Consider the following 17,707-nt stretch of genomic DNA (forward strand, 5'->3'; position numbering starts at 1 on the left):
AAAGCTCCGCGCAGGAGAAATTCCCGCGCCAGTCAAAAAGCGCCTCAACCACACAGAAAGTCGCACACACGATGTCGAAAGCATTCCTTGCCCAGGTCATCCAGGACTCGATCGGCTGCACGGGCGTTGCCGCCAATCAGGCCGCGGCCGACCTGGTCGCCTCCATCGTCAAGGAAATGAAGAAGAAGGGCGGCTTCACCCTGCCGAGCTTCGGCACCTTCACCGTGCGCAAGACCAAGGCCCGCAAGGGCATGAACCCCCGCACGGGTGAGCCGGTGAAGATCAAGGCTGGCAAGACGGTGCGCTTCAAGGCCTCGCCGAATCTGAAGAAGGCGGTCTGAGGCCGTTCGGGCGGGCCCTTCCGGCCCGCCCGTCCCGCTTTACTTGGCTTTCTTGCTGGCCTCGTAACGGGCCTTGTTCTCGGCGTTGGGCGGATAGAGGCCGGGTAGCGAAGCACCCGCTTCCACCTCGCCCATGATCCAGTTCTCCTGCCGCTCCTGCTCGGCGGCCATTTCCGTCACCTGCTCCAGCAGCGCCTGCGGAATCAGCACCGCGCCATCCTGGTCCACCACCACGACATCATCCGGGAAGACGGCCACGCCGCCGCAGCCGATCGGCTGCTGCCAGGCCACGAAGGTCAGCCCGGCGACCGAGGGCGGGGCCGCCGCGCCGCTGCACCAGACCGGCAGGCCCGTGCCCAGCACCCCCGCCACGTCGCGCACCACGCCATCCGTGACCAGCGCCGCGACGCCGCGCTTGGCCATGCGGGCGCAGAGAATATCGCCGAAGATGCCGGCATCCTTCACGCCCATGGCGTCCACTACCGCCACGCAGCCTTCCGGCATCGCCTCGATCGCGGCGCGGGTGGAGATGGGGGAGGACCAGGATTCCGGAGTCGCCAGGTCCTCGCGCGCCGGCACGAAGCGCAGCGTGAAGGCGCGGCCGACGATGCGCGGCTGCCCCTCACGCAACGGCCTGGTGCCGCGCATCCACACGTTGCGGAGTCCCTTCTTCAGCAGCACCGTCGTCAGTGTGGCGGTGGAAATGCCTTCGAGTGTCGCCTTGATCGCCGCGTCCATCAGTTTTCCCCTGTTTCAGGCTACGTCTTCCAGCACTGCCTCGGCTGGCACCTGGCGCAGCCGGCGCAGCAGCGCCTGGATCGGATGGTCGAGGCGCAGGCCATCGAAGCGCTTGATCTGCGACCGGCAGGAATAACCCGTCACCATGAGCCGCCCGCCATGCGCCGCGACCTTCTGCCGCCAGCCCATGTCATAGAGCCGCTCCGAGATCTCCCGGTGCTCGGCCTCGTGCCCATAGGTGCCGGCCATGCCGCAGCAGCCGGAGGAGAGCACACGAACCGGCGCACCGAGATGCGAGAAGACGGCCTGCCAGTCCTTCAGGCTGGCCACCGCATTCGTGCGCTCGGTGCAATGCGGCAGCAGCAGCAGCGGTTCGGCCTCCGGCAGGCGCGGCAGCAAGGCGAGGCGGGTGGCCAGCCATTCCTGCGGCAGCCTGACCTTCGGCGCTTCCGCGCCGAGCGCGCCGACATATTCGGCACGGTAGGTCAGGGTCATGGAGGGATCGAGCCCCACCAGCTCCACGCCGGTATCGGCCAGCGCGCGCAGCATCACCGCATTCTCCGCCGCCTGGCGCCCGAAGCGGCCGAGGAAGCCATGCACATGCAAGGGCTTGCCGTTGGGGCGGTAGGGCGCCAGCCAGGGCGTGAAGCCCATCGCCAGCAGCGCGTCCAGCAGGTCCAGCACCAGACCGGTTTCAAAATAACTCGTGAAGGCGTCCTGCACGATCACGACGTGCCGGTCACGGTCGGCGGCGGGAATCGCGCGCAGGTCCACCGGCGTCGCACGCCGCACGCCGCGCTTCGTGGCCTCGGCCCAGAGGTCGATGCCAGAAAACAGCGGGGCATCCACCAGCCCGACCCGGCGCGCGGCGGCCCGGCCGAAGCTGCTGCCCATCACCGCATTGGCCACGCGGTGGAAGCGCGCGCCCAGCGGCAGCATCGTCTCCAACCGGCCGATCAGGTGGTCCTTCAGCGGCCGCGCATAGCGCGTGTGGTACAGCTCCAGGAACTTCGCGCGGAAGGTCGGCACATCCACCTTGATGGGGCACTGACCGGAGCAGGACTTGCAGGCGAGGCAGCCATCCATGGCGTCCTTCACCTCGTGGGAGAAATCCTGCTCCCCATCGCGGGAATTGACGAAGCGCGTGAAGGCGCCGGCCCAGGGGGAGGCCGCACGCATCCGCCGCGCCTCCGCCACCGGGTCCACCCCCGCATCGGACAGCCGCCGCAGCCATTCCCGGAACAGCGAGGCGCGCCCCTTGGGCGAATGCCGCCGGTCCCCCGTCGCCTTGAAGGAGGGGCACATGGCGTCGTCGGGGTCGTAGTTGAAGCAGGCGCCATTGCCGTTGCAGTGCAGCGCCTCGTCATAGGCGGCGCGCGTGGCGGCGGGGATGGTGCGGTCCAGTTGCCCGCGCGTCGGCACCTTGTCGATGGCCAGCAGCGCCTCGCCATCCGGCGCGGCGATCTTGCCGGGGTTCAGTTGGTTGCGCGGGTCGAAGGCGGCCTTAATGGCCTGCAGGGATTCATAAAGCGGGCCGAAGACCTCCGGCACATATTCCGACCGCACGCCCTTGCCATGCTCGCCCCAGAGCAGGCCGTTGTATTTCCGGGTCAGCGCGAAGACCTCGTCGGAAATCTCGCGGATCATCCGCTCCGCGCCCTCGGCCTTCATGTCGATCGCCGGCCGCACATGCAGCACGCCTGCGTCGACATGGCCGAACATGCCATAGGCCAGCCCGCGACGGTCCAGCGCCGCGCGGAACTCGGCGATATAGTCGGCCAGGTTCTCCGGCGGGACGGCGGTGTCCTCGACGAAGGGGATGGGGCGGGCATCGCCCTGCATGTTGCCCAGCAGGCCCACGGCCTTCTTCCGCATGGACTGGATGCGCTCGTTCGCCGCATCCCAGGCAACCGTGTGGCCGCGGCGTCCCATGCTGCGGCCTTCATCGGCCAGCCGCCCCTCCACCACCGCCAGCTTCGCCTGCACCTCCCCGGTGCTCTCGCCGACGAACTCGATCAGGTTGATGCCGGGGGCCGCGCCTTCCGGATCGTCGGGGAAGAAGTCGCGCACGCCCTCCCAGACCACGTCGCCGCGCGCCAGGCCCAGCACCTTGGAATCGATGGTCTCGACCGACGCTGCGCCCAGCACCATCAGCCGCCGCGCATCGCGCAGCGCGGCATCGAAGCTGTCGTAACGCAGGTTGATCAGCGCGGAATGTTTCGGGATCGGCAGCACGCGCAGCTTCACTTCGGCGATCATCGCCAGCGTGCCTTCCGAGCCGCAGAGCACGGAGTTCAGGTCGAACCGCCCCTGCCCGTCCCGGATATGCGCGAGGTCATAGCCGGTCAGGCAACGGTTCAGCGGCGGGAAGCGCTCGGCGATCAACTGCGCCTGCTCCCGCGCGATACCGTCCACCACCCGGTGGATGGCGCCCACCATGTCGTGCCGCGCCGCCGCCTGCCGCAGCGCCGTCTCGTCCATCGGCGCCGAATGCCAGAGCGTGCCGTCCAGCAGCACAACATCCAGCGCCAGCACATGGTCCCGCGTCTTGCCATAGAGGCAGGAGCCCTGGCCACAGGCATCGGTGCTGACCATGCCGCCGATGGTGGCGCGGTTGCTGGTGGAACATTCTGGCGCGAAGAAGAGGTTGTGCTGCCGGATGGCGGCGTTCAGCGCATCCTTCACCAGGCCGGGCTCGGCGCGCACCCAGCCCTCCTCCACATTCACCTCCAACAGCCGGTTCATGTGGCGGGAGACATCGACGACGATGTCATCCGTCAGCGACTGGCCATTGGTGCCGGTGCCGCCGCCGCGCGGCGCGAAGGCCACGCCCGCGAAACGCGGATCGCCCGAGACGCGGGCGATCCGCCGCAGATCCTCCACATCCCGCGGATAGACCACGGCCTGCGGCTGGCGCTGGTAGATCGAGTTATCTGTCGCCATGACCAGCCGGCCGCCGAAGGCGGTGTCGATGTCGCCGGTGAAACCCCGCAGCCGCAACTCATCCAGAAAGGCGACGGTCGGTGCGGCGGGCTCGGGCAGTTGGCCAAGTCGGGGAATCATCAGGCGGCCTTCTCGGGGCAGGAGGGCGGGCTATTCGCCCTTCCACTCCGGCTTTCGCTTGTTGAGGAAGGCGTCCATGCCTTCACGGAAATCCTGGCTCATGTAGCACATCAGGATCAGGTCACGCCCTTCCTCCGAGCTGATCTGCGGCCGCAGGCGGGCGATCGCCTCCTTGGTGGCGCGCAGCGTCAGGGGCGCATTGGCGGCGATGGTGCGGGCCAGGGCCTCGGCCCGGGCGGGCAGGTCCGCCACTTCGGGCACCACCTCGTGCAATAGGCCGATCTGCTTCGCTTCCTCGGCCTCGATCAGCCGGGCGGTGAAGATCATTTCCTTGACGCGGGAGGGCCCGACCAGGGCCACCAAGCGCGAGAAGGCCCCCATGGAAAGGATGTTGCCCAGCGTCCGCGCGATCGGGAAGCCGAACTTCGCGTTGGAGGCGCCGATACGGATGTCGCAGGAGGCCGCGATGGCCCCACCGCCGCCAGTGCAGGCGCCGGCGATGGCGGCGATGATCGGCTTCGGGCAGGCCTCCAGCCGCGACACGATCCGGCCGATCCGCTCTTCATACTGAATCGCGTCCTCGGGCGTCTTGAAGGCGCGGAACTGGTTGATGTCGGTGCCGGAGGCGAAAGCCTTCTCCCCCGCACCCGTCAGGATGATGGCGCGGACCGACCTGTCCTCCGCCACCTCATCGCAGAAGGCGGCCAGCCGCTCATACATGGCGAAGGTGAAGGCATTGCGTGCCTGGGGGCGGTTGAAGGTGACGCGGCGGATGCCGCCCTCCAGCGTCTCGAACAGAATATCGTCCTGGCCGTCCACTTGCCCTCTCCCTCGCTGTTGCTGGGGCCGGCGGGGCCAGCCGCCTCTCCGCTATAGGATCGGCTCAGGCTGCTGTAAATCCGGCGCCATGAACTCTGCCATGGTCTACAATCATGGAATCTTCATCTTCGCCCCCTGCCCTTGGGGGCCCTTGCCCGCTAGTGAGACGCCGGAATCATGACAGGCTGGGATCACGACCTCATGCGCCGCTCCAGTTTCCTGCTCCTGGGTGCCTCCCTCATCGCCACGGCCGCGCTGCCGGCCACGGGACAAGCCCAGCAGGCACCGCTCTCCGGTAGCCTGGTGCTCTACACCAGCCAGCTCGAGCCCGACGCGGCGGCGACCGTGGAGGCCTTCCGCAAGCGCCACCCGGGCGTGACGGTGGACTGGATCCGCGGCGGCACTGGCCAGATCCTGCCCCGCCTGCGGGCCGAGATCGCCGCCGGCAGCCCGCGCGCTGATGTCCTATTGCTGGCAGACAGCCTGACCTTCGAGGGGCTGAAGAAGGAAGGCCTGCTGCGGCCAAGCCCGGAGGTGCAGACCGGCGCCACCCCCGCCGCCGTGCACGACCCCGACCGCACCTTTTTCGGCACCAAGCTGATGACCACGGGCATCGTGATGAATAGTCGCGCGCCCTTCACGCCGAAGACCTGGGCGGACCTGCTGCGGCCCGAGGCGCGCAACCTGACGGCCATGCCCTCCCCCGCCGTCTCCGGGGCCGCCGTCATCCATATCCAGGCGCTGGTGCAGAATGCCGGGCTGGGCTGGGACTATCTGGAGAAGCTGGCCAGGTCTGGCATCCAGCCGCGCGGTGGCAATGGCGCCGTCATGCAGGCCGTGGCGGGGGGCGAGCGCGCCTTCGGCATCGTCGTGGACTACATGCCGATCCGCGAGGCCGCGAAGGGCGCGCCCGTGCGCTTCATCTTTCCCGAGGATGGCGTCTCCGCCATCACGGAACCCGCGGCCATCCTGAAGAACAGCCGCAACCCGCAGGCCGCCGCCGCTTTCATCTCGTTCCTGCTGTCGAAGGAAGGTCAGGAATTGGCGTCCAGCCAGGGCTTCCTGCCCGCCGACCCGAATGTGGCGCCGCCCCCCGGCTTCCCGGACCCGAAGAGCGTGAAGCTGCTCCCGCTCGATAATGCACGCGCGGCGGCGGAGGCGGATGAGACGCTGCGCCGCTTCAACCAGCTTGTCGGACAGTAGCCTCCGCGAAGCCCCGGCCGCCGTCGCTCCGCTGCCGGCGGTGCCGGCGGCCCCCGTGCCCGGGCGCGGCGACGCCGGGCCACGGCCAAGCTCGCGCTTTTTCCGGCTGACCCCGCCGCCCCTGCTGGCACTGCTGGCCATCGCCTGGCTGGCGGCGGTCGGCCTGGCCCCCACAGCCCGCCTGCTGGCCGAGGCCGCCGGGCCGGCGCTCGCCACCCTGACGCAGGATGCCACTATCTGGCAGGCCGCCGGGCGTAGCCTGCTGGTGGCCGGCGGCGCGGCGCTGCTGGCCACGGCCATCGGCGGCGCCCAGGCGGGGCTGCTGCTGCTGCGGGAAGTGCCGGCGCGGCGGACGCTCATCTTCCTCTGCATCCTGCCGCTGCTGGTGCCGCCGCAGATCATGGCCCTTGCCTTCATCCAGGCCAGTGGCCCTGCCTCTCCCCTGCTGGTCTCGCTGGGGCTGGCGCCGCCGCTGGGTTCGCAGAACCCCTTCTATGGGCCGGGTGGCATCATCCTGCTGCTGGGCGTGCAGGGGGCACCTCTGGTCTTCCTGGCGCTCGCCGCCCTGGTGCGCCGCCTGCCGGGCGAGGTGCTCTCCGCCGCGCGGGGCCTGGGCGCGAGCCCAGGGCGGGCGCTCCGCATGGCCATCTGGCCGCTGCTGCTGCCCGGGCTGCTCGCCGGCGCCGGGCTCGCCTTCATCTCCGCGCTCGGCAATTTCGGCATCGCCGCGCTGCTGGGCATCCCCGGCCGCTACCCGCTGCTGACGGTGCTGATCTGGCAGCGGCTCTCGGCCACCGGGCCGGCGGCGCTGTCCGAGGTTGCTGCTCTCTCCCTGCTGCTGGCGGCGCTGACCCTGCCGGGGCTCCTGGCCCAGATCCTGGCCGGCCGCAGCGGCGGCTGGAAATCCGGCCGCGCCTTCGACCCCCTGCCCGCCACGGGCCTGGACCGGCTGCTGCTGCTGCCGCTCGGCCTCTATCTGGCGGCGGTGCTGGCCTGGCCGATGGCCTCGCTGCTGGTCTCCGCCCTGGTGCCCGCCATGGGCATGGCGCTGACGGCGGAGAGCCTGACCTTGCGACACTTCTCCGCCGCTCTGGCACCCGGCGCGCATACCCTCGCGGCGCTGGGCAATTCGCTGCTGCTCTCCGGCACGGCGGCCATCGTGCTGTCGCTGGCCGCCCTGCCGGTGGCGCTGGCGCTACGGCACCGCGCCGTGCGCGCCACAGCCATGGCGACCGATCTGGCCTATGCCCTGCCCGGCGCCTGCACGGCCGTGGCCGCCATCCTGCTGGTGCTCGGCCTGCCCGGAGGCGGGGTGATCTATGGCACGCTGGGGCTGATCCTCTTCGCCTATCTGGCACGCTTCCAGACCCTGGCGCTCCGCCCGGTGGCCGCCGCTGCCGCGCGGCTGGACCCGGCGCTGGAGGAGGCGGCGCGAGGCCTCGGCGCCGGGTTGCTGCTGCGGCTGCGGGCCATCCACCTGCCGCCCCTGGCGCCGGCCCTGGCCGCCGGCGCCCTGCTGGTGATGCTGCTGGCGGTGAACGAGGTGACGGTCAGCAGCCTGCTGCACGGGCCGGGCACGCAGACGCTCGGCGTGCTGATCTTCAACCTGCAGGATGGCGGGCAATCGCCCCAGGCCGCCGCCGTCTCCTGCCTCTCGCTGCTGCTGGTGGCCGGGCTGATGGGGCTGGCCAGCCTGCTTGGCCGCCGCCTGCCGCCGGGAACCCTGCCCTGGCGTCCATGACGCGAGCGTGACTTCCGATTCGGTTCCATAACAAACACCAGCGGCTCATTCTTCCATTCGAAGCCAGGGCGGGGAATCCGGCCGGCTCCCCTGATCCTCACGAGGACCCAAGCAATGGCATCTTTCACCCCGGCCGGCCTGGCGCCACATGCCCTGGCCCTGCTGCGTATCGTCGCAGCGCTGCTCTTCATCGAGCATGGCACGCAGAAGCTCTTCGGCTTTCCCGCCCCGCCCGGAAGCGGGCTGCCGGCGATGTTCACGCTCTACTGGGTCGCCGGCGTGCTGGAGGCGGTCGGCGGCGTGATGGTACTGCTGGGCCTCTATACCCGCCCAGTCGCCTTCATCCTCTCCGGCGAGATGGCCTTCGCCTATTTCATGGCCCATGCGCCCCGCAACTTCTATCCGCTACTGAACGGCGGCGACGCGGCGATCCTGTACTGCTTCGTCTTCCTCTACCTGGCCGCCGCCGGGCCGGGCAGTTTTGCCATCAACCGGCGCTGACGAAAAAGGGGGCCGCGAGGCCCCCTTTCCCGTTCCGCTCCGGGAAGCCGCGGTCAATGCGGCTCCACATCCAGCGCGTAGCCGGCGCTGCGTACCGTGCGGATCACGTCCAGCTCGCCCTCGCCATTCACGACCTTCCGCAGGCGGCGGATATGCACGTCCACGGTGCGGGGCTCCACATGGATGTCCCGGCCCCAGACACCGTCCAGAAGCTGCTCCCGCGAGAAGACGCGGCCGGGATGCTGCAGGAAGAATTCCAGCAACCGGTATTCCGTCGGCCCCAGATGCAGCGCCCGCCCGGCGCGCGTGACGCGGTGCGCGTCCTGGTCCATGGCGATGTCCCGCCAGGCCAGCACGCCCCTAGCCCCCACCCCGGCGGAACGCCGCAGCAGCGCCCGGATCCGCGCCATCAGCGCGTCCATCACGAAGGGCTTGGCGATATAGTCGTCGGCACCCATGTCCAGGGCGCGCACGGCGTCCTGGTCCTCGGTGCGGGCCGTCACCATGATGATCGGCAGGTCCCGCGTCGGCGCCTTCCGGCGCAGCTGGCGGCAGACCTCGAGGCCGGAGATCGCCGGCAGCATCCAGTCCAGCAGGATCAGGTCGGGCGGGGCCTCGGCCACGCGCAGCAGCGCCTCCTGCCCGTCCGTCGCCTCCTCGACCCGGAAGCCCTGCTTTTCCAGGTTGTAGCGCAGCAGGGTCAGCAGCGGGGCCTCGTCCTCAACCACCAGGATGGTTGGCCGGCCTGCCGCGGCAGGGTTCATCTCCGCCATGGCTGCGGCCTCAGACCCGCGGAGGGACCACGGCGAAGGGCGAGGTATCGCCCTTCGGCCTTTCTTCCGGCAACACGCCGCCGCGCACGGCGTAGTAGACCGTCTCCGCGATATTCGTCGCGTGGTCGCCGATGCGCTCGTAATTCTTCGCGACGAACAGCAGGTGGGTGGCGGAGGTGATGTTGCGCGGGTCCTCCATCATATGCGTCAGCAGCTCGCGGAAGATGCCGTTATAGACTTCGTCCACATTGGCATCGGCCGCCCAGACCCTCTCGGCCGCGACGGCATCCTGATTCACCAGGCTGTCGATCGCCTCCTTCAGGTTCTGCTGCACCAGCTGCGCCATATACTGGAAGCCGCCGAAGCCGCCGATCTGCGGCTGCTGGCTGATCACCACGGCGCGCTTGGCGCAGTTGCGGGCATAGTCGCCGATCCGCTCGATGGCGTTGGAGACCTTCATGGCCGCGATGATGAAGCGCAGGTCGCCCGCCATGGGCTGGCGCAGCGCCAGCAGCCGGACGCAGAAGTTCTCGATGTCGCGCTCCAGCTGGTCGATCTCGCCGTCGCGGCCGATCACCTGCTTCGCCAGCTCGGTGTCGCGGCGGATCAGCGCATAGGCGGAGTCGGCCACCTGGCGCTCGGCCAGCCCACCCATGCGGGCCACCATCTCCCGCAGCTTCTTCAGCTGCTCCTCATAGGAGCGCACGATATGCTCGGACTGTTCGCTGGGCATGTCCCGTCTCCTGGCTCAGCCAAACCGGCCGGTGATGTAGTCCTGGGTGCGCTGCTGCTGGGGCGCGGTGAACATCTGCTCCGCCGGCGCCACCTCCACCAGCTCGCCCAGGTAGAAGAAGGCCACCTGGTCGGCGCAGCGCGCCGCCTGCTGCATGTTGTGGGTGACGATGACGATGGTGAAATCACGCTTCAACTCGTCGATCAGCTCCTCGATCCGCATCGTGCTGATGGGGTCCAGAGCCGAGGTCGGCTCATCCAGCAGGATCACCTCCGGCCGTACGGCAATGGTGCGGGCGATGCAGAGGCGCTGCTGCTGGCCGCCCGACAGCCCCATGGCCGAGGTGTTCAGCCGGTCCTTCACCTCGCCCCAGATGGCGGCGCGGGTCAGCGCCCATTCCACCCGTTCATCCATCTCGGACTTCGAGAGGCTTTCATGCAGGCGGATGCCGAAGGCGATGTTCTCGTAGATCGTCATCGGGAAGGGTGTCGGCTTCTGGAACACCATGCCGATGCGGGAGCGCAGGGCATTGATGTCGATGCTTTCGTCCAGGATGTTCTGCCCGTCCATCAGCACCTGCCCCGTGGCGCGCTGCCCGGGATAGAGGCTGTACATCCGGTTCAGCACCCGCAGCAGGGTGGATTTGCCGCAGCCGGAGGGCCCGATCATGCCCGTCACCTGGCGCGCCGGCAGGTCCAGGTTGATCCCCTTCAAAGCCTTGTTGGCGCCGTAGTAGAAATCCAGGTCGCGAACCTGCAGCCGGGCCTCGGCCAGTGCTTCGGCCGGCCGTGCCGCGGTGATGGTGGGTGCCGCCGGGCGGGTCGTGGTGCTGTCCATGTTGTGCCTCACTTCCGGCGGCGCAGCAGGCTGCGCGCCGCGATATTGAGCCCGAGCACGCCGAGCGTGATGATGAGCGCACCGGCCCAGGCCAGCGCGATCCAGTCCTCGTAGGGGGAGCCCGCATAGGCGTAGATGGTCAGCGGCAGGCTGGACATCGGCGCCGAGAGGTTCACTGACCAGTTGAGGTTGCCGAGGGAGGTGAAGAGCAGCGGCGCCGTTTCACCGGCCACGCGGGCCACCGCCAGCAACACGCCGGTCATGATGCCCGAGGCGGCGGCGCGCCAGCAGACCAGGGTGACCATCTTCCACTTCGGCGCGCCCAGGCCGATCACGGCCTCCCGCAGGGTGTCCGGCAGCAGGCGCAGCATGTCCTCGGTGGTGCGGACCACGATGGGGATGACGATGATGGCCAGCGCCACGCCGCCCGCCCAGCCGGAGAAGCCGCCGAAGGGCACCACCAGCAGCTGATAGACGAAGAGGCCGATGAGGATGGAGGGCGCCGAGAGCAGGATGTCCGAGACGAAGCGGACCGCATGGCCCAGCGCCGAGCCCTTGGCGTATTCCGCCAGGTAGGTGCCGACCAGCAGCCCGATGGGCGTGCCGATCGCGGTCCCGATGAAGGTCTGGATCAGGCTGCCGATGATGGCGTTCAGCAGCCCGCCATTGGAGCCCGGCGGGCGCGTGACATCGGTGAAGACATGCAGGGAGAAGGCGGAGGAGCCCTTCACCAGCAGCGTGCCGAGGATGGAGACCAGAAAGATCAGCCCGACCGCCGTGGCGGCGAAGCAGGCGAGGCGGATGGCCATGTCGACGCGGCGGCGGCGGCGGCCCAGCGCGGCCGAGGCACGCGGGTCCTTGGGCCGGCCGGGCACGGGATGGGCGTGCATGGTGGTGCTCATTTCGCCACCCTCTGGCGCAGCAGCAGGCGCGAGAGCGCCAGCACGATGAAGGAGATGACGAAGAGGATGAAGCCCAGGCCCAGCAGGGCCGAGAGCTTCAGGCTGCCCATCGTCGCCTCGCCGAACTCCAGAGCGATCAGGGAGGCAATGGTATTGCCCGGGCCGAAGAGGCTGGTGGAGATGCGGTTGGCATTGCCGATGACGAAGGTCACCGCCATGGTCTCGCCCAGCGCGCGCCCCAGGCCCAGCATGATGCCGCCGACCACGGAGACGCGGGTATAGGGCAGCACCACGTTGCGCACGACCTCCCAGGTCGTGCAGCCCAGGCCATAGGCGCTCTCCTTGTAGACCGGCGGTACGGTGTTGAAGACGTCGCGCATTACGGCGGCGATGAAGGGCAGGACCATGATCGCCAGGATCAGGGAGGCGGTGAAGATGCCGGTGCCGAAGGGGGGGCCGGAGAAGAGCGCGCCGATCACGGGCCATTCGCCCACCGTGTCGATCAGCGCCGGCTGGAAGTGCATCGACATGAAGGGGACGATCAGGAAGAAGCCCCACATGCCATAGATGATGGAGGGCACCGCCGCCAGCAGCTCCACCGCCGTGCCCACCGGGCCGCGCAGCCAGACGGGCGCCAGCTCGGTCAGGTAGAAGGCGATGCCGAAGGCCACGGGCACGGCCATGACCAGCGCCAGGACGGCGGTGACGACGGTGCCGTAGATGGAGACGCCGGCGCCGAAGACCTCCTGCACGGGGTCCCAGTCGGTGCCGGTGATGAAGGCGGGCCCGAAGGTCCGGAAGGCATCCCAGCCGCCGATGAAGAGCCCGGCGATGATGGCGCCGAGCAGCAGCAGGACAAAGATGCCCGCCCCCTTGCAGGCGGCGGCGAAGATAACATCGCCCAGCGCGCCGGAGCGGCGGGTGCCGCGCGCCAGTGGCGCGGCGGTCAGGGTTGCGGCCTGCTGCAAGGCTGGGGCTCCGGTTCGTTCATGTTCGGGCGGGCGGGCAACCTAACCGGTCCCCGTCCGCCCTGAAACCGTCCTGGGAAGGCTCGGTTCAGTTCGCCGGCCAGACCGGCTTGCCATCCGCCCTGATCCGCTCGGCCCAGGCGGCGCGCACCGCGTTCTCCACCGCTTCCGGCAGCGGGACATAGTCCAGCGAGGCCGCGATCTGGTCACCGTTCTTATACGCCCAGTCGAAGAACTTCATCACGTTCTGGGCGCGCGTGGCGTCCCTTGGATCGGTCGGCACCAGGATGAAGGTCGGCGTGACGATCGGCCAGGACTGTTCGCCATGGGTATCGACCACCGTGGCCGCGAAGTCCGGCACGCTCCAGTCGGCATTGGCGGCGGCGGCCTGGAAGCTCTCGGGCGTCGGCGTCACGAACTGGCCGGCCTTGTTACGCAGCTGGGTGGTGACGAGGTTGTTGCTATGCGCGTAGGCGTATTCGACATAGCCGATGGCGCCGCGAACATTGCGGACCGTGCCGGCGACGCCCTCATTGCCGCGCGCGCCCGCGCCGGTCGGCCACCGGACCGAGGTGCCCACGCCCACCCGCTTCTGGAAGTCGGGCGAGACGGCCGAGAGGTAGGAGACCCAGACGAAGGTCGTGCCGGAACCGTCGGCCCGGTAGACCGGGGCAATGGCCAGGTTCGGCAGCGGGACGCCGGGGTTCAGCTCCGCCAGCCTCGGGTCGTTCCACTTGGTGATCTTGCCGAGGTAGATGTCCGAGAGAAGCTCGCCGGTCAGGCGCAGGCTGTTGCTCTCCACCCCCGGAATGTTCACGATCGCGACAATGCTGCCCATGGTGGAGGGGAACTGCATCAGCTTCGTTTCCTGAAGCTGCTCCGCCGTCATGGGCGCGTCGGAGGCGCCGAAATCGACAGTGCGGTTCCGGATCTGCGACTGGCCGGCGCCCGAACCCACGGACTGGTAGTTGAGCTGGATACCTGTCCCCTCCTTCGCCGCCTCCGCCCATTTCTGGTAGAGAGGATTCGGGAAGCTGGCGCCTGCACCAGTGATAGTCGCCTGTTGGGCATGGCCGGAGGAAGTCATGCTGATGGTGATCACAAGGCCGGCGGCCAGGGCAAGAAGGCGGTTGCTCACCAGGTCTCTCCGTTCATCTCGGCCGGGCAGCGTCCACGGCGGGGCGCGGGACTGGGCTTCCGGACTGGTGGCCTTCTAAGGGCCCCCAGCGACCGTTATATTGCAATTCGATGAAGCTATCATGACAGCCCGCCCTCCTGGGCCGGGCTTGCCGGCGCGCCACGCTTTTGCTGAAACAACCGCAGCAATGCCGCCGGTGCCGCGTGTCGGCGGTGGCCAACCGGAAAATGGGAGCGTTTTTGCAAGGCTGGCTGGAACGGGCGCTGCGGCTGTCGCCGATGCGGGGTGGGTTGGTACTGACGCTGGGCATGTTGGCAGTGACGCTGGCCTGCCGCGCCGCCCTGCCCCTCATGCCGGACACGCTGGCCCCCATACTCTATGCGCCGGCGGCGGTGCTGGCCTCCTGCTTCGGCGGCATCGCCGGTGGGCTGCTGGTGCTGTTGGCCGCCGGCATCGACGCCATGCGCCTCGCCGGCCGCGGGCTGAACCCGCCGCTGGCCATGGCGCCGGGGCTGACGGTACTGCTGCTGCTGGCCGCCACCGGCCTCCTGCTCGGCCGGGCGGGGCGGGCTCTTCTGGCGCGGGGGGATGCCCAGGAGAAGGAGCTTGCCCTGATGCGGGAGGAAGTCGGGGCCGAGATGAAGCGCCAGGAGCTGCTGCAGCATGAGCTGACGCACCGGGTGAAGAACAACTTCCAGCTGGTCGGCAGCCTCCTGCGCCTCCAGGCCCGGAAGGCTGGTAACGATATCGCCAGCCGGATCCTGAACATGACGGTCTTGCGTATCCAGGGCATGTCGGCCCTGCAGGAGAGCCTCTATCGCAACCGTGATATCGGCCATGTCGAGCTCAGCCGCTACATCCGTGAGCTCTGCGGCCGGCTGGGTGAGGCGCAGATCGACGGCGCCGATATCCGCATCGTCGTGGAAGCCGAGAGCATCGAGCTTCCCGGCGAATACGCATTGCCCCTGGGGCTGGCGATCTCCGAACTCGTCTCCAACGCCCTGCGGCATGCTTTTCCGGCCGGCCGGGCGGGGGTGGTGCGCGTCATCCTGCGGCGGGATGGTGACGAAATCATCCTGGCCGTCAGCGATGACGGCCAGGGCATCGAGAACCGGGATACGGTGCTGAACCGCGGCTTCGGCATGTTGCTGGTGAGCTCCTGCGCCCAGCAGCTGGAAGGGGAGCTGGCGGTCGCCGAGCACCCCACCTGTTTCGAGATCCGCTTCCCCGCCACACTCTCTCACTGAGGGCGCGGCGGGCACGGCGTCAGTCCTTCTTCTCGTCCGGCGTCTCCCAGCCGATGCTGCTGTTCGGGCTGCCGGTGGAGGGCGGGTCGCTGGCGGGGAAGCTATCCTCCAGCGACTTCTCCAGGACGCTCTCCTTGGTCCGGTCGGCATCGCCCTCGGTGGGCTTGCCATCCTGCCGCCCTCGGGTTCCTGGCTGGCTGCCCGGCTTGTTGGCGCTCATCTCTGCACTCCCTGATTCCGCTGGCGCGGCCTGCCTGTCAGGCCGTCTTCGTTCAAGGCAACATCCGGCATCAGACGGGGTTGCAGGCACTGCCCTGACGGCCTCGCACCAGCCTGCGCCAGCAACTCCCTCGATCAGCGGACGTTCGTAACAGCACCAATTCAACAATATCCGTGGCGGAAAGCAGGCCTGTGACGAGTTGGATAGAGAACGACATCGTTGCCTGCCTCCCCGATCTCCGCGCCTATGCACGGTCACTCACCCGCAACCGGCACGACGCGGATGACCTGGTGCAGGATACCGTGGTCCGCATCATGCATTCGGCCGATCGCTTCCAGCCGGGCACCAATTTCAAGGCCTGGGCCTTCACCATCCTCCGCAACCGCTTCCTGAACGAGTTCGTCGCCAAGCGGCGCCAGACCCGTGACATGGACGACGCGGAGATGGAGCAGCTTCCCACCTCCGCCAGGCAGGAGGAAGGACTGGAACTGGCAGATTTCCAGCGGATCTTTCACAAGCTTCCGGAAGACCACCGCTCCATCCTCACCCTCGTGGCCAGCTCAGGCCTGCCTTACGAGGATGTCGCGAAAGTGCTCGACTGCGCCGTTGGCACCGTGAAAAGCCGTGTCCACCGCGCGCGCATGGCGCTCTACCACCTGCTGGAGCAGGAATCGGAATCCGGGACGAAGCGGGAGCGCTTCCACCGCACCCCCGCATCCGAGGAACGCCGGCGGCTGGAGCCGGCGCAGCTCGACCCTCAGAACCCGACCCGGGTGCCGGAGACCGAGGGCCCGTAGTAGCTGTGGACCCTTTCGCCCCAGGCGGTGTCCGCCAGATCCACCGCTTCCCCCGGATCGAAGGAAGGCGCCTCGCACAGCTGCTGCTCGACCAGCGGGATGATGTAGCCGCCCAGCGCATCGTCGTAGTGCAGGTGCTGCCAGGATAGCGGGTAATGCCGTGCCCCGATGCCGAGAATGCCGCCGAAGGACAGGACGGCGTATTCCACCCTGCCACTGATCTTGTCGATCATCAGCGTCTCGATGGTGCCGAGGCGATGACCATCTGCACCGAACACTGGGGTACCCCCAACCTTGTCGGCGGAGATCAGGGACAGAGTCTCGTCGCGGGCCAAAGGGGCCGACCCGTCGGCGGGCATGTAACCCTGGGGCCGGTTCGTGCTCATCAGCGCATCCTCCTACATCCCAAGCGATGCACGGAGAAGAAACCGCTGGAGGCAACCGGAGTTCCGCGCCCCGCTTCCCCGCGAGCCGGGTGAAACTTCACCAGGGCGGCAGGCTTCTTCCTGGCAGCAGGTGGCAACACGCCGCCCTCCGGGCACCCCGCGCGAGGGAAAGCCCCTCATTCACAGAGAGGATGCGACCGATGTCCGACACCCGTGTTCCGGCCAGTGGCACCCCAGCGGCCGGCACCCCAAATCCCGACCCGGCCAGCGAGGCGCCGCGCAGCGCGCCGCAGGAAGGCATCGGGCCCAATGCCACCACGCGGGAAGGCGCCGTCCAGCCCCGCACCACGGACCGTCATGCCCCGATGCCGGAACGGCCCATCAGCGCGACCGACGCGCGGCAGGGCAAGACGCTGGGCCATGTCCGCTGGGTGCTCATCATTTCCCTGGCGCTGGCGGTCGTCGCGATGATCCTCGTCGCAGTCTGGACCTGACCGCAGAAAATTTTGCGCCGGCCGCAACCCAATGGCCGCGTCCGCGTTCCGGGATACGGCAGGCCGTCATGCCGCTTTCGGGGGAACGAAACGCGGAACGGCAGGCCGGAAGTGGTTTTATGGCGGGAACTTGGCCTTGATCGACCGGTTTATCCAATACCAGGCCGCCTTCCGGCCGGGGGAATAGCAGGAAAGGACCATCATCATGGCTTCAACCCGTAGCGGCGGCGGCAAGCAAGGATTTGCTTCGATGGACCGGGAGAAGCAGCGCGACATCGCCTCGAAGGGTGGCCAGAGCGTGCCGGCCTCGAAGCGTAGTTTCGCTCAGGATCCGGCCCTAGCGGCTGAAGCAGGCCGGAAGGGCGGCCAAAGCGTGCAGGCCGAATCCCGCTCCTTTTCCCGTAATCGGGAACTCGCGGCACAGGCCGGGCGCAAAGGCGGCCAGGCCACACAGGGCAATCGGGAACAGAAGGCCCTGCGCGCATCGGCCGACAAGCCGGCTGAATAGAAAACAGGGCCAGCCGCCGGCCCATTCGCTTTGAGTGCGCCGGGTGGCCGTAGGCCCCCGGCGGTCGATCGGGGGAATCTGAGGGTAATGTTGGCTTCCGCGTGCCTGCCGAAATCCGTGACCCTGCGCGGCGAGGCAGAAAGTCCTTCCTACGCATTGCGCGCCGCGCTGGCCGAACGCCTCATGCGCCGTACACCGGCTAATGAGGCCCGCTCCGTGCTGGACGTGGACAATCTCCCGCGCCAGCCACCGGCCGGTCAGTCCGGACCGCCTAAGCTGCGCCTCGCCGCCGGCTGAT

General features: G+C 68.5%; 20 protein-coding genes. 9 read left to right on the plus strand and 11 right to left on the minus strand.

The genetic code is table 11. From position 1 onward, the window contains the following. Positions 1–71: 71 nt before the first annotated feature. Positions 72–341: an HU family DNA-binding protein gene (locus tag IAI58_RS12370; RefSeq protein WP_120636854.1), complete on the plus strand. Its 270-nt coding sequence runs from the start codon at positions 72–74 to the stop codon at positions 339–341. A gap of 39 nt (positions 342–380) precedes the next feature. On the opposite strand, the gene IAI58_RS12375 is transcribed toward IAI58_RS12370, so the two are convergent. The 3 genes from IAI58_RS12375 to IAI58_RS12385 are packed head-to-tail and all read right to left on the minus strand — an operon-like array spanning position 381 to position 4,961. Next, positions 381–1,079, minus strand: coding sequence for a ribonuclease activity regulator RraA (locus tag IAI58_RS12375; protein WP_207445493.1), 699 nt, complete (start codon positions 1,077–1,079; stop codon positions 381–383). A gap of 15 nt (positions 1,080–1,094) precedes the next feature. Beyond that, entirely contained in the window at positions 1,095–4,142 is a 3,048-nt protein-coding gene (gene ydiJ, locus IAI58_RS12380; protein ID WP_207445492.1) for a D-2-hydroxyglutarate dehydrogenase YdiJ, read from the minus strand. A 30-nt stretch (positions 4,143–4,172) separates the two neighbouring features. Then, positions 4,173–4,961, minus strand: a complete 789-nt coding sequence (locus IAI58_RS12385) for an enoyl-CoA hydratase/isomerase family protein (RefSeq protein WP_207445491.1) — start codon at positions 4,959–4,961, stop codon at positions 4,173–4,175. A 177-nt stretch (positions 4,962–5,138) separates the two neighbouring features. Here IAI58_RS12385 and IAI58_RS12390 point away from each other — a divergent pair, with 177 nt between their 5' ends. The 3 genes from IAI58_RS12390 (at position 5,139) to IAI58_RS12400 (ending at position 8,406) form a co-directional block, all read left to right on the plus strand. Further along, positions 5,139–6,164 carry an ABC transporter substrate-binding protein gene (locus IAI58_RS12390; RefSeq protein ID WP_237182209.1) on the plus strand — a complete coding sequence of 342 codons (1,026 nt, stop codon included), beginning with the start codon at positions 5,139–5,141 and terminating at the stop codon, positions 6,162–6,164. Beyond that, the gene (locus IAI58_RS12395) at positions 6,151–7,905 is read left to right on the plus strand and encodes an ABC transporter permease (protein WP_237182208.1); all 1,755 of its coding nucleotides are present in this window, start codon (positions 6,151–6,153) and stop codon (positions 7,903–7,905) included. The genes IAI58_RS12390 and IAI58_RS12395 overlap by 14 nt, the downstream gene beginning before the upstream one ends. A 114-nt stretch (positions 7,906–8,019) precedes the next feature. After that, positions 8,020–8,406 carry a DoxX family protein gene (locus tag IAI58_RS12400; RefSeq protein WP_207445489.1) on the plus strand — a complete coding sequence of 129 codons (387 nt, stop codon included), beginning with the start codon at positions 8,020–8,022 and terminating at the stop codon, positions 8,404–8,406. 53 nt (positions 8,407–8,459) lie between these two features. Here IAI58_RS12400 and phoB read toward each other — a convergent pair whose 3' ends face one another. The 6 genes from phoB to pstS all read right to left on the minus strand — a co-directional run bounded on the left by phoB (position 8,460) and on the right by pstS (position 13,760). Further along, positions 8,460–9,170, minus strand: coding sequence for a phosphate regulon transcriptional regulator PhoB (gene phoB, locus IAI58_RS12405; RefSeq protein WP_408906189.1), 711 nt, complete (start codon positions 9,168–9,170; stop codon positions 8,460–8,462). A 19-nt stretch (positions 9,171–9,189) separates the two neighbouring features. Beyond that, complete coding sequence (gene phoU, locus IAI58_RS12410) at positions 9,190–9,912, minus strand: phosphate signaling complex protein PhoU (RefSeq protein WP_207445487.1); 723 nt, start codon at positions 9,910–9,912, stop codon at positions 9,190–9,192. Between the two features lie 15 nt (positions 9,913–9,927). After that, positions 9,928–10,749, minus strand: a complete 822-nt coding sequence (gene pstB / locus IAI58_RS12415; protein WP_207445486.1) for a phosphate ABC transporter ATP-binding protein PstB — start codon at positions 10,747–10,749, stop codon at positions 9,928–9,930. Between the two features lie 8 nt (positions 10,750–10,757). Then, positions 10,758–11,651 (minus strand): phosphate ABC transporter permease PstA, encoded by an 894-nt coding sequence (pstA, locus tag IAI58_RS12420; protein WP_207445485.1) that lies wholly within the window; start codon positions 11,649–11,651, stop codon positions 10,758–10,760. Continuing rightward, positions 11,648–12,619, minus strand: coding sequence for a phosphate ABC transporter permease subunit PstC (pstC, locus tag IAI58_RS12425; RefSeq protein ID WP_207445484.1), 972 nt, complete (start codon positions 12,617–12,619; stop codon positions 11,648–11,650). Before pstC ends, pstA begins: the two co-directional genes overlap by 4 nt. Positions 12,620–12,707: 88 nt before the next feature. Further along, positions 12,708–13,760: a phosphate ABC transporter substrate-binding protein PstS gene (gene pstS, locus IAI58_RS12430; protein WP_237182229.1), complete on the minus strand. Its 1,053-nt coding sequence runs from the start codon at positions 13,758–13,760 to the stop codon at positions 12,708–12,710. A gap of 236 nt (positions 13,761–13,996) precedes the next feature. On the opposite strand from pstS, the gene IAI58_RS12435 reads away from it, so the two are divergent. Further along, complete coding sequence (locus IAI58_RS12435; RefSeq protein WP_207445482.1) at positions 13,997–15,004, plus strand: sensor histidine kinase; 1,008 nt, start codon at positions 13,997–13,999, stop codon at positions 15,002–15,004. 19 nt (positions 15,005–15,023) lie between these two features. Here IAI58_RS12435 and IAI58_RS12440 read toward each other — a convergent pair whose 3' ends face one another. Beyond that, on the minus strand, positions 15,024–15,224 hold the full coding sequence (locus IAI58_RS12440; protein ID WP_207445481.1) for a hypothetical protein: 201 nt from the start codon (positions 15,222–15,224) through the stop codon (positions 15,024–15,026). A gap of 191 nt (positions 15,225–15,415) precedes the next feature. Here IAI58_RS12440 and IAI58_RS12445 point away from each other — a divergent pair, with 191 nt between their 5' ends. After that, positions 15,416–16,021 carry a sigma-70 family RNA polymerase sigma factor gene (locus tag IAI58_RS12445; protein ID WP_208775952.1) on the plus strand — a complete coding sequence of 202 codons (606 nt, stop codon included), beginning with the start codon at positions 15,416–15,418 and terminating at the stop codon, positions 16,019–16,021. On the opposite strand, the gene IAI58_RS12450 is transcribed toward IAI58_RS12445, so the two are convergent. Continuing rightward, on the minus strand, positions 15,982–16,407 hold the full coding sequence (locus IAI58_RS12450) for a PRC-barrel domain-containing protein (RefSeq protein WP_207445479.1): 426 nt from the start codon (positions 16,405–16,407) through the stop codon (positions 15,982–15,984). The genes IAI58_RS12445 and IAI58_RS12450 overlap by 40 nt on opposite strands. A gap of 200 nt (positions 16,408–16,607) precedes the next feature. Between IAI58_RS12450 and IAI58_RS12455 the strand changes: the two genes are divergently transcribed. The 3 genes from IAI58_RS12455 to IAI58_RS12465 all read left to right on the plus strand — a co-directional run bounded on the left by IAI58_RS12455 (position 16,608) and on the right by IAI58_RS12465 (position 17,706). Beyond that, positions 16,608–16,901 (plus strand): hypothetical protein, encoded by a 294-nt coding sequence (locus IAI58_RS12455; protein WP_207445478.1) that lies wholly within the window; start codon positions 16,608–16,610, stop codon positions 16,899–16,901. 205 nt (positions 16,902–17,106) lie between these two features. Continuing rightward, complete coding sequence (locus IAI58_RS12460) at positions 17,107–17,409, plus strand: con-10 family general stress protein (protein WP_237182207.1); 303 nt, start codon at positions 17,107–17,109, stop codon at positions 17,407–17,409. Positions 17,410–17,496: 87 nt separating this feature from the next. Further along, a complete protein-coding gene (locus IAI58_RS12465) occupies positions 17,497–17,706 on the plus strand; it encodes a hypothetical protein (RefSeq protein WP_207445477.1) in 210 nt (69 codons plus the stop codon). Position 17,707 lies beyond the last annotated feature (1 nt).

This window comes from Roseomonas marmotae, from assembly GCF_017654485.1.
Classification (GTDB): domain Bacteria; phylum Pseudomonadota; class Alphaproteobacteria; order Acetobacterales; family Acetobacteraceae; genus Pseudoroseomonas; species Pseudoroseomonas marmotae.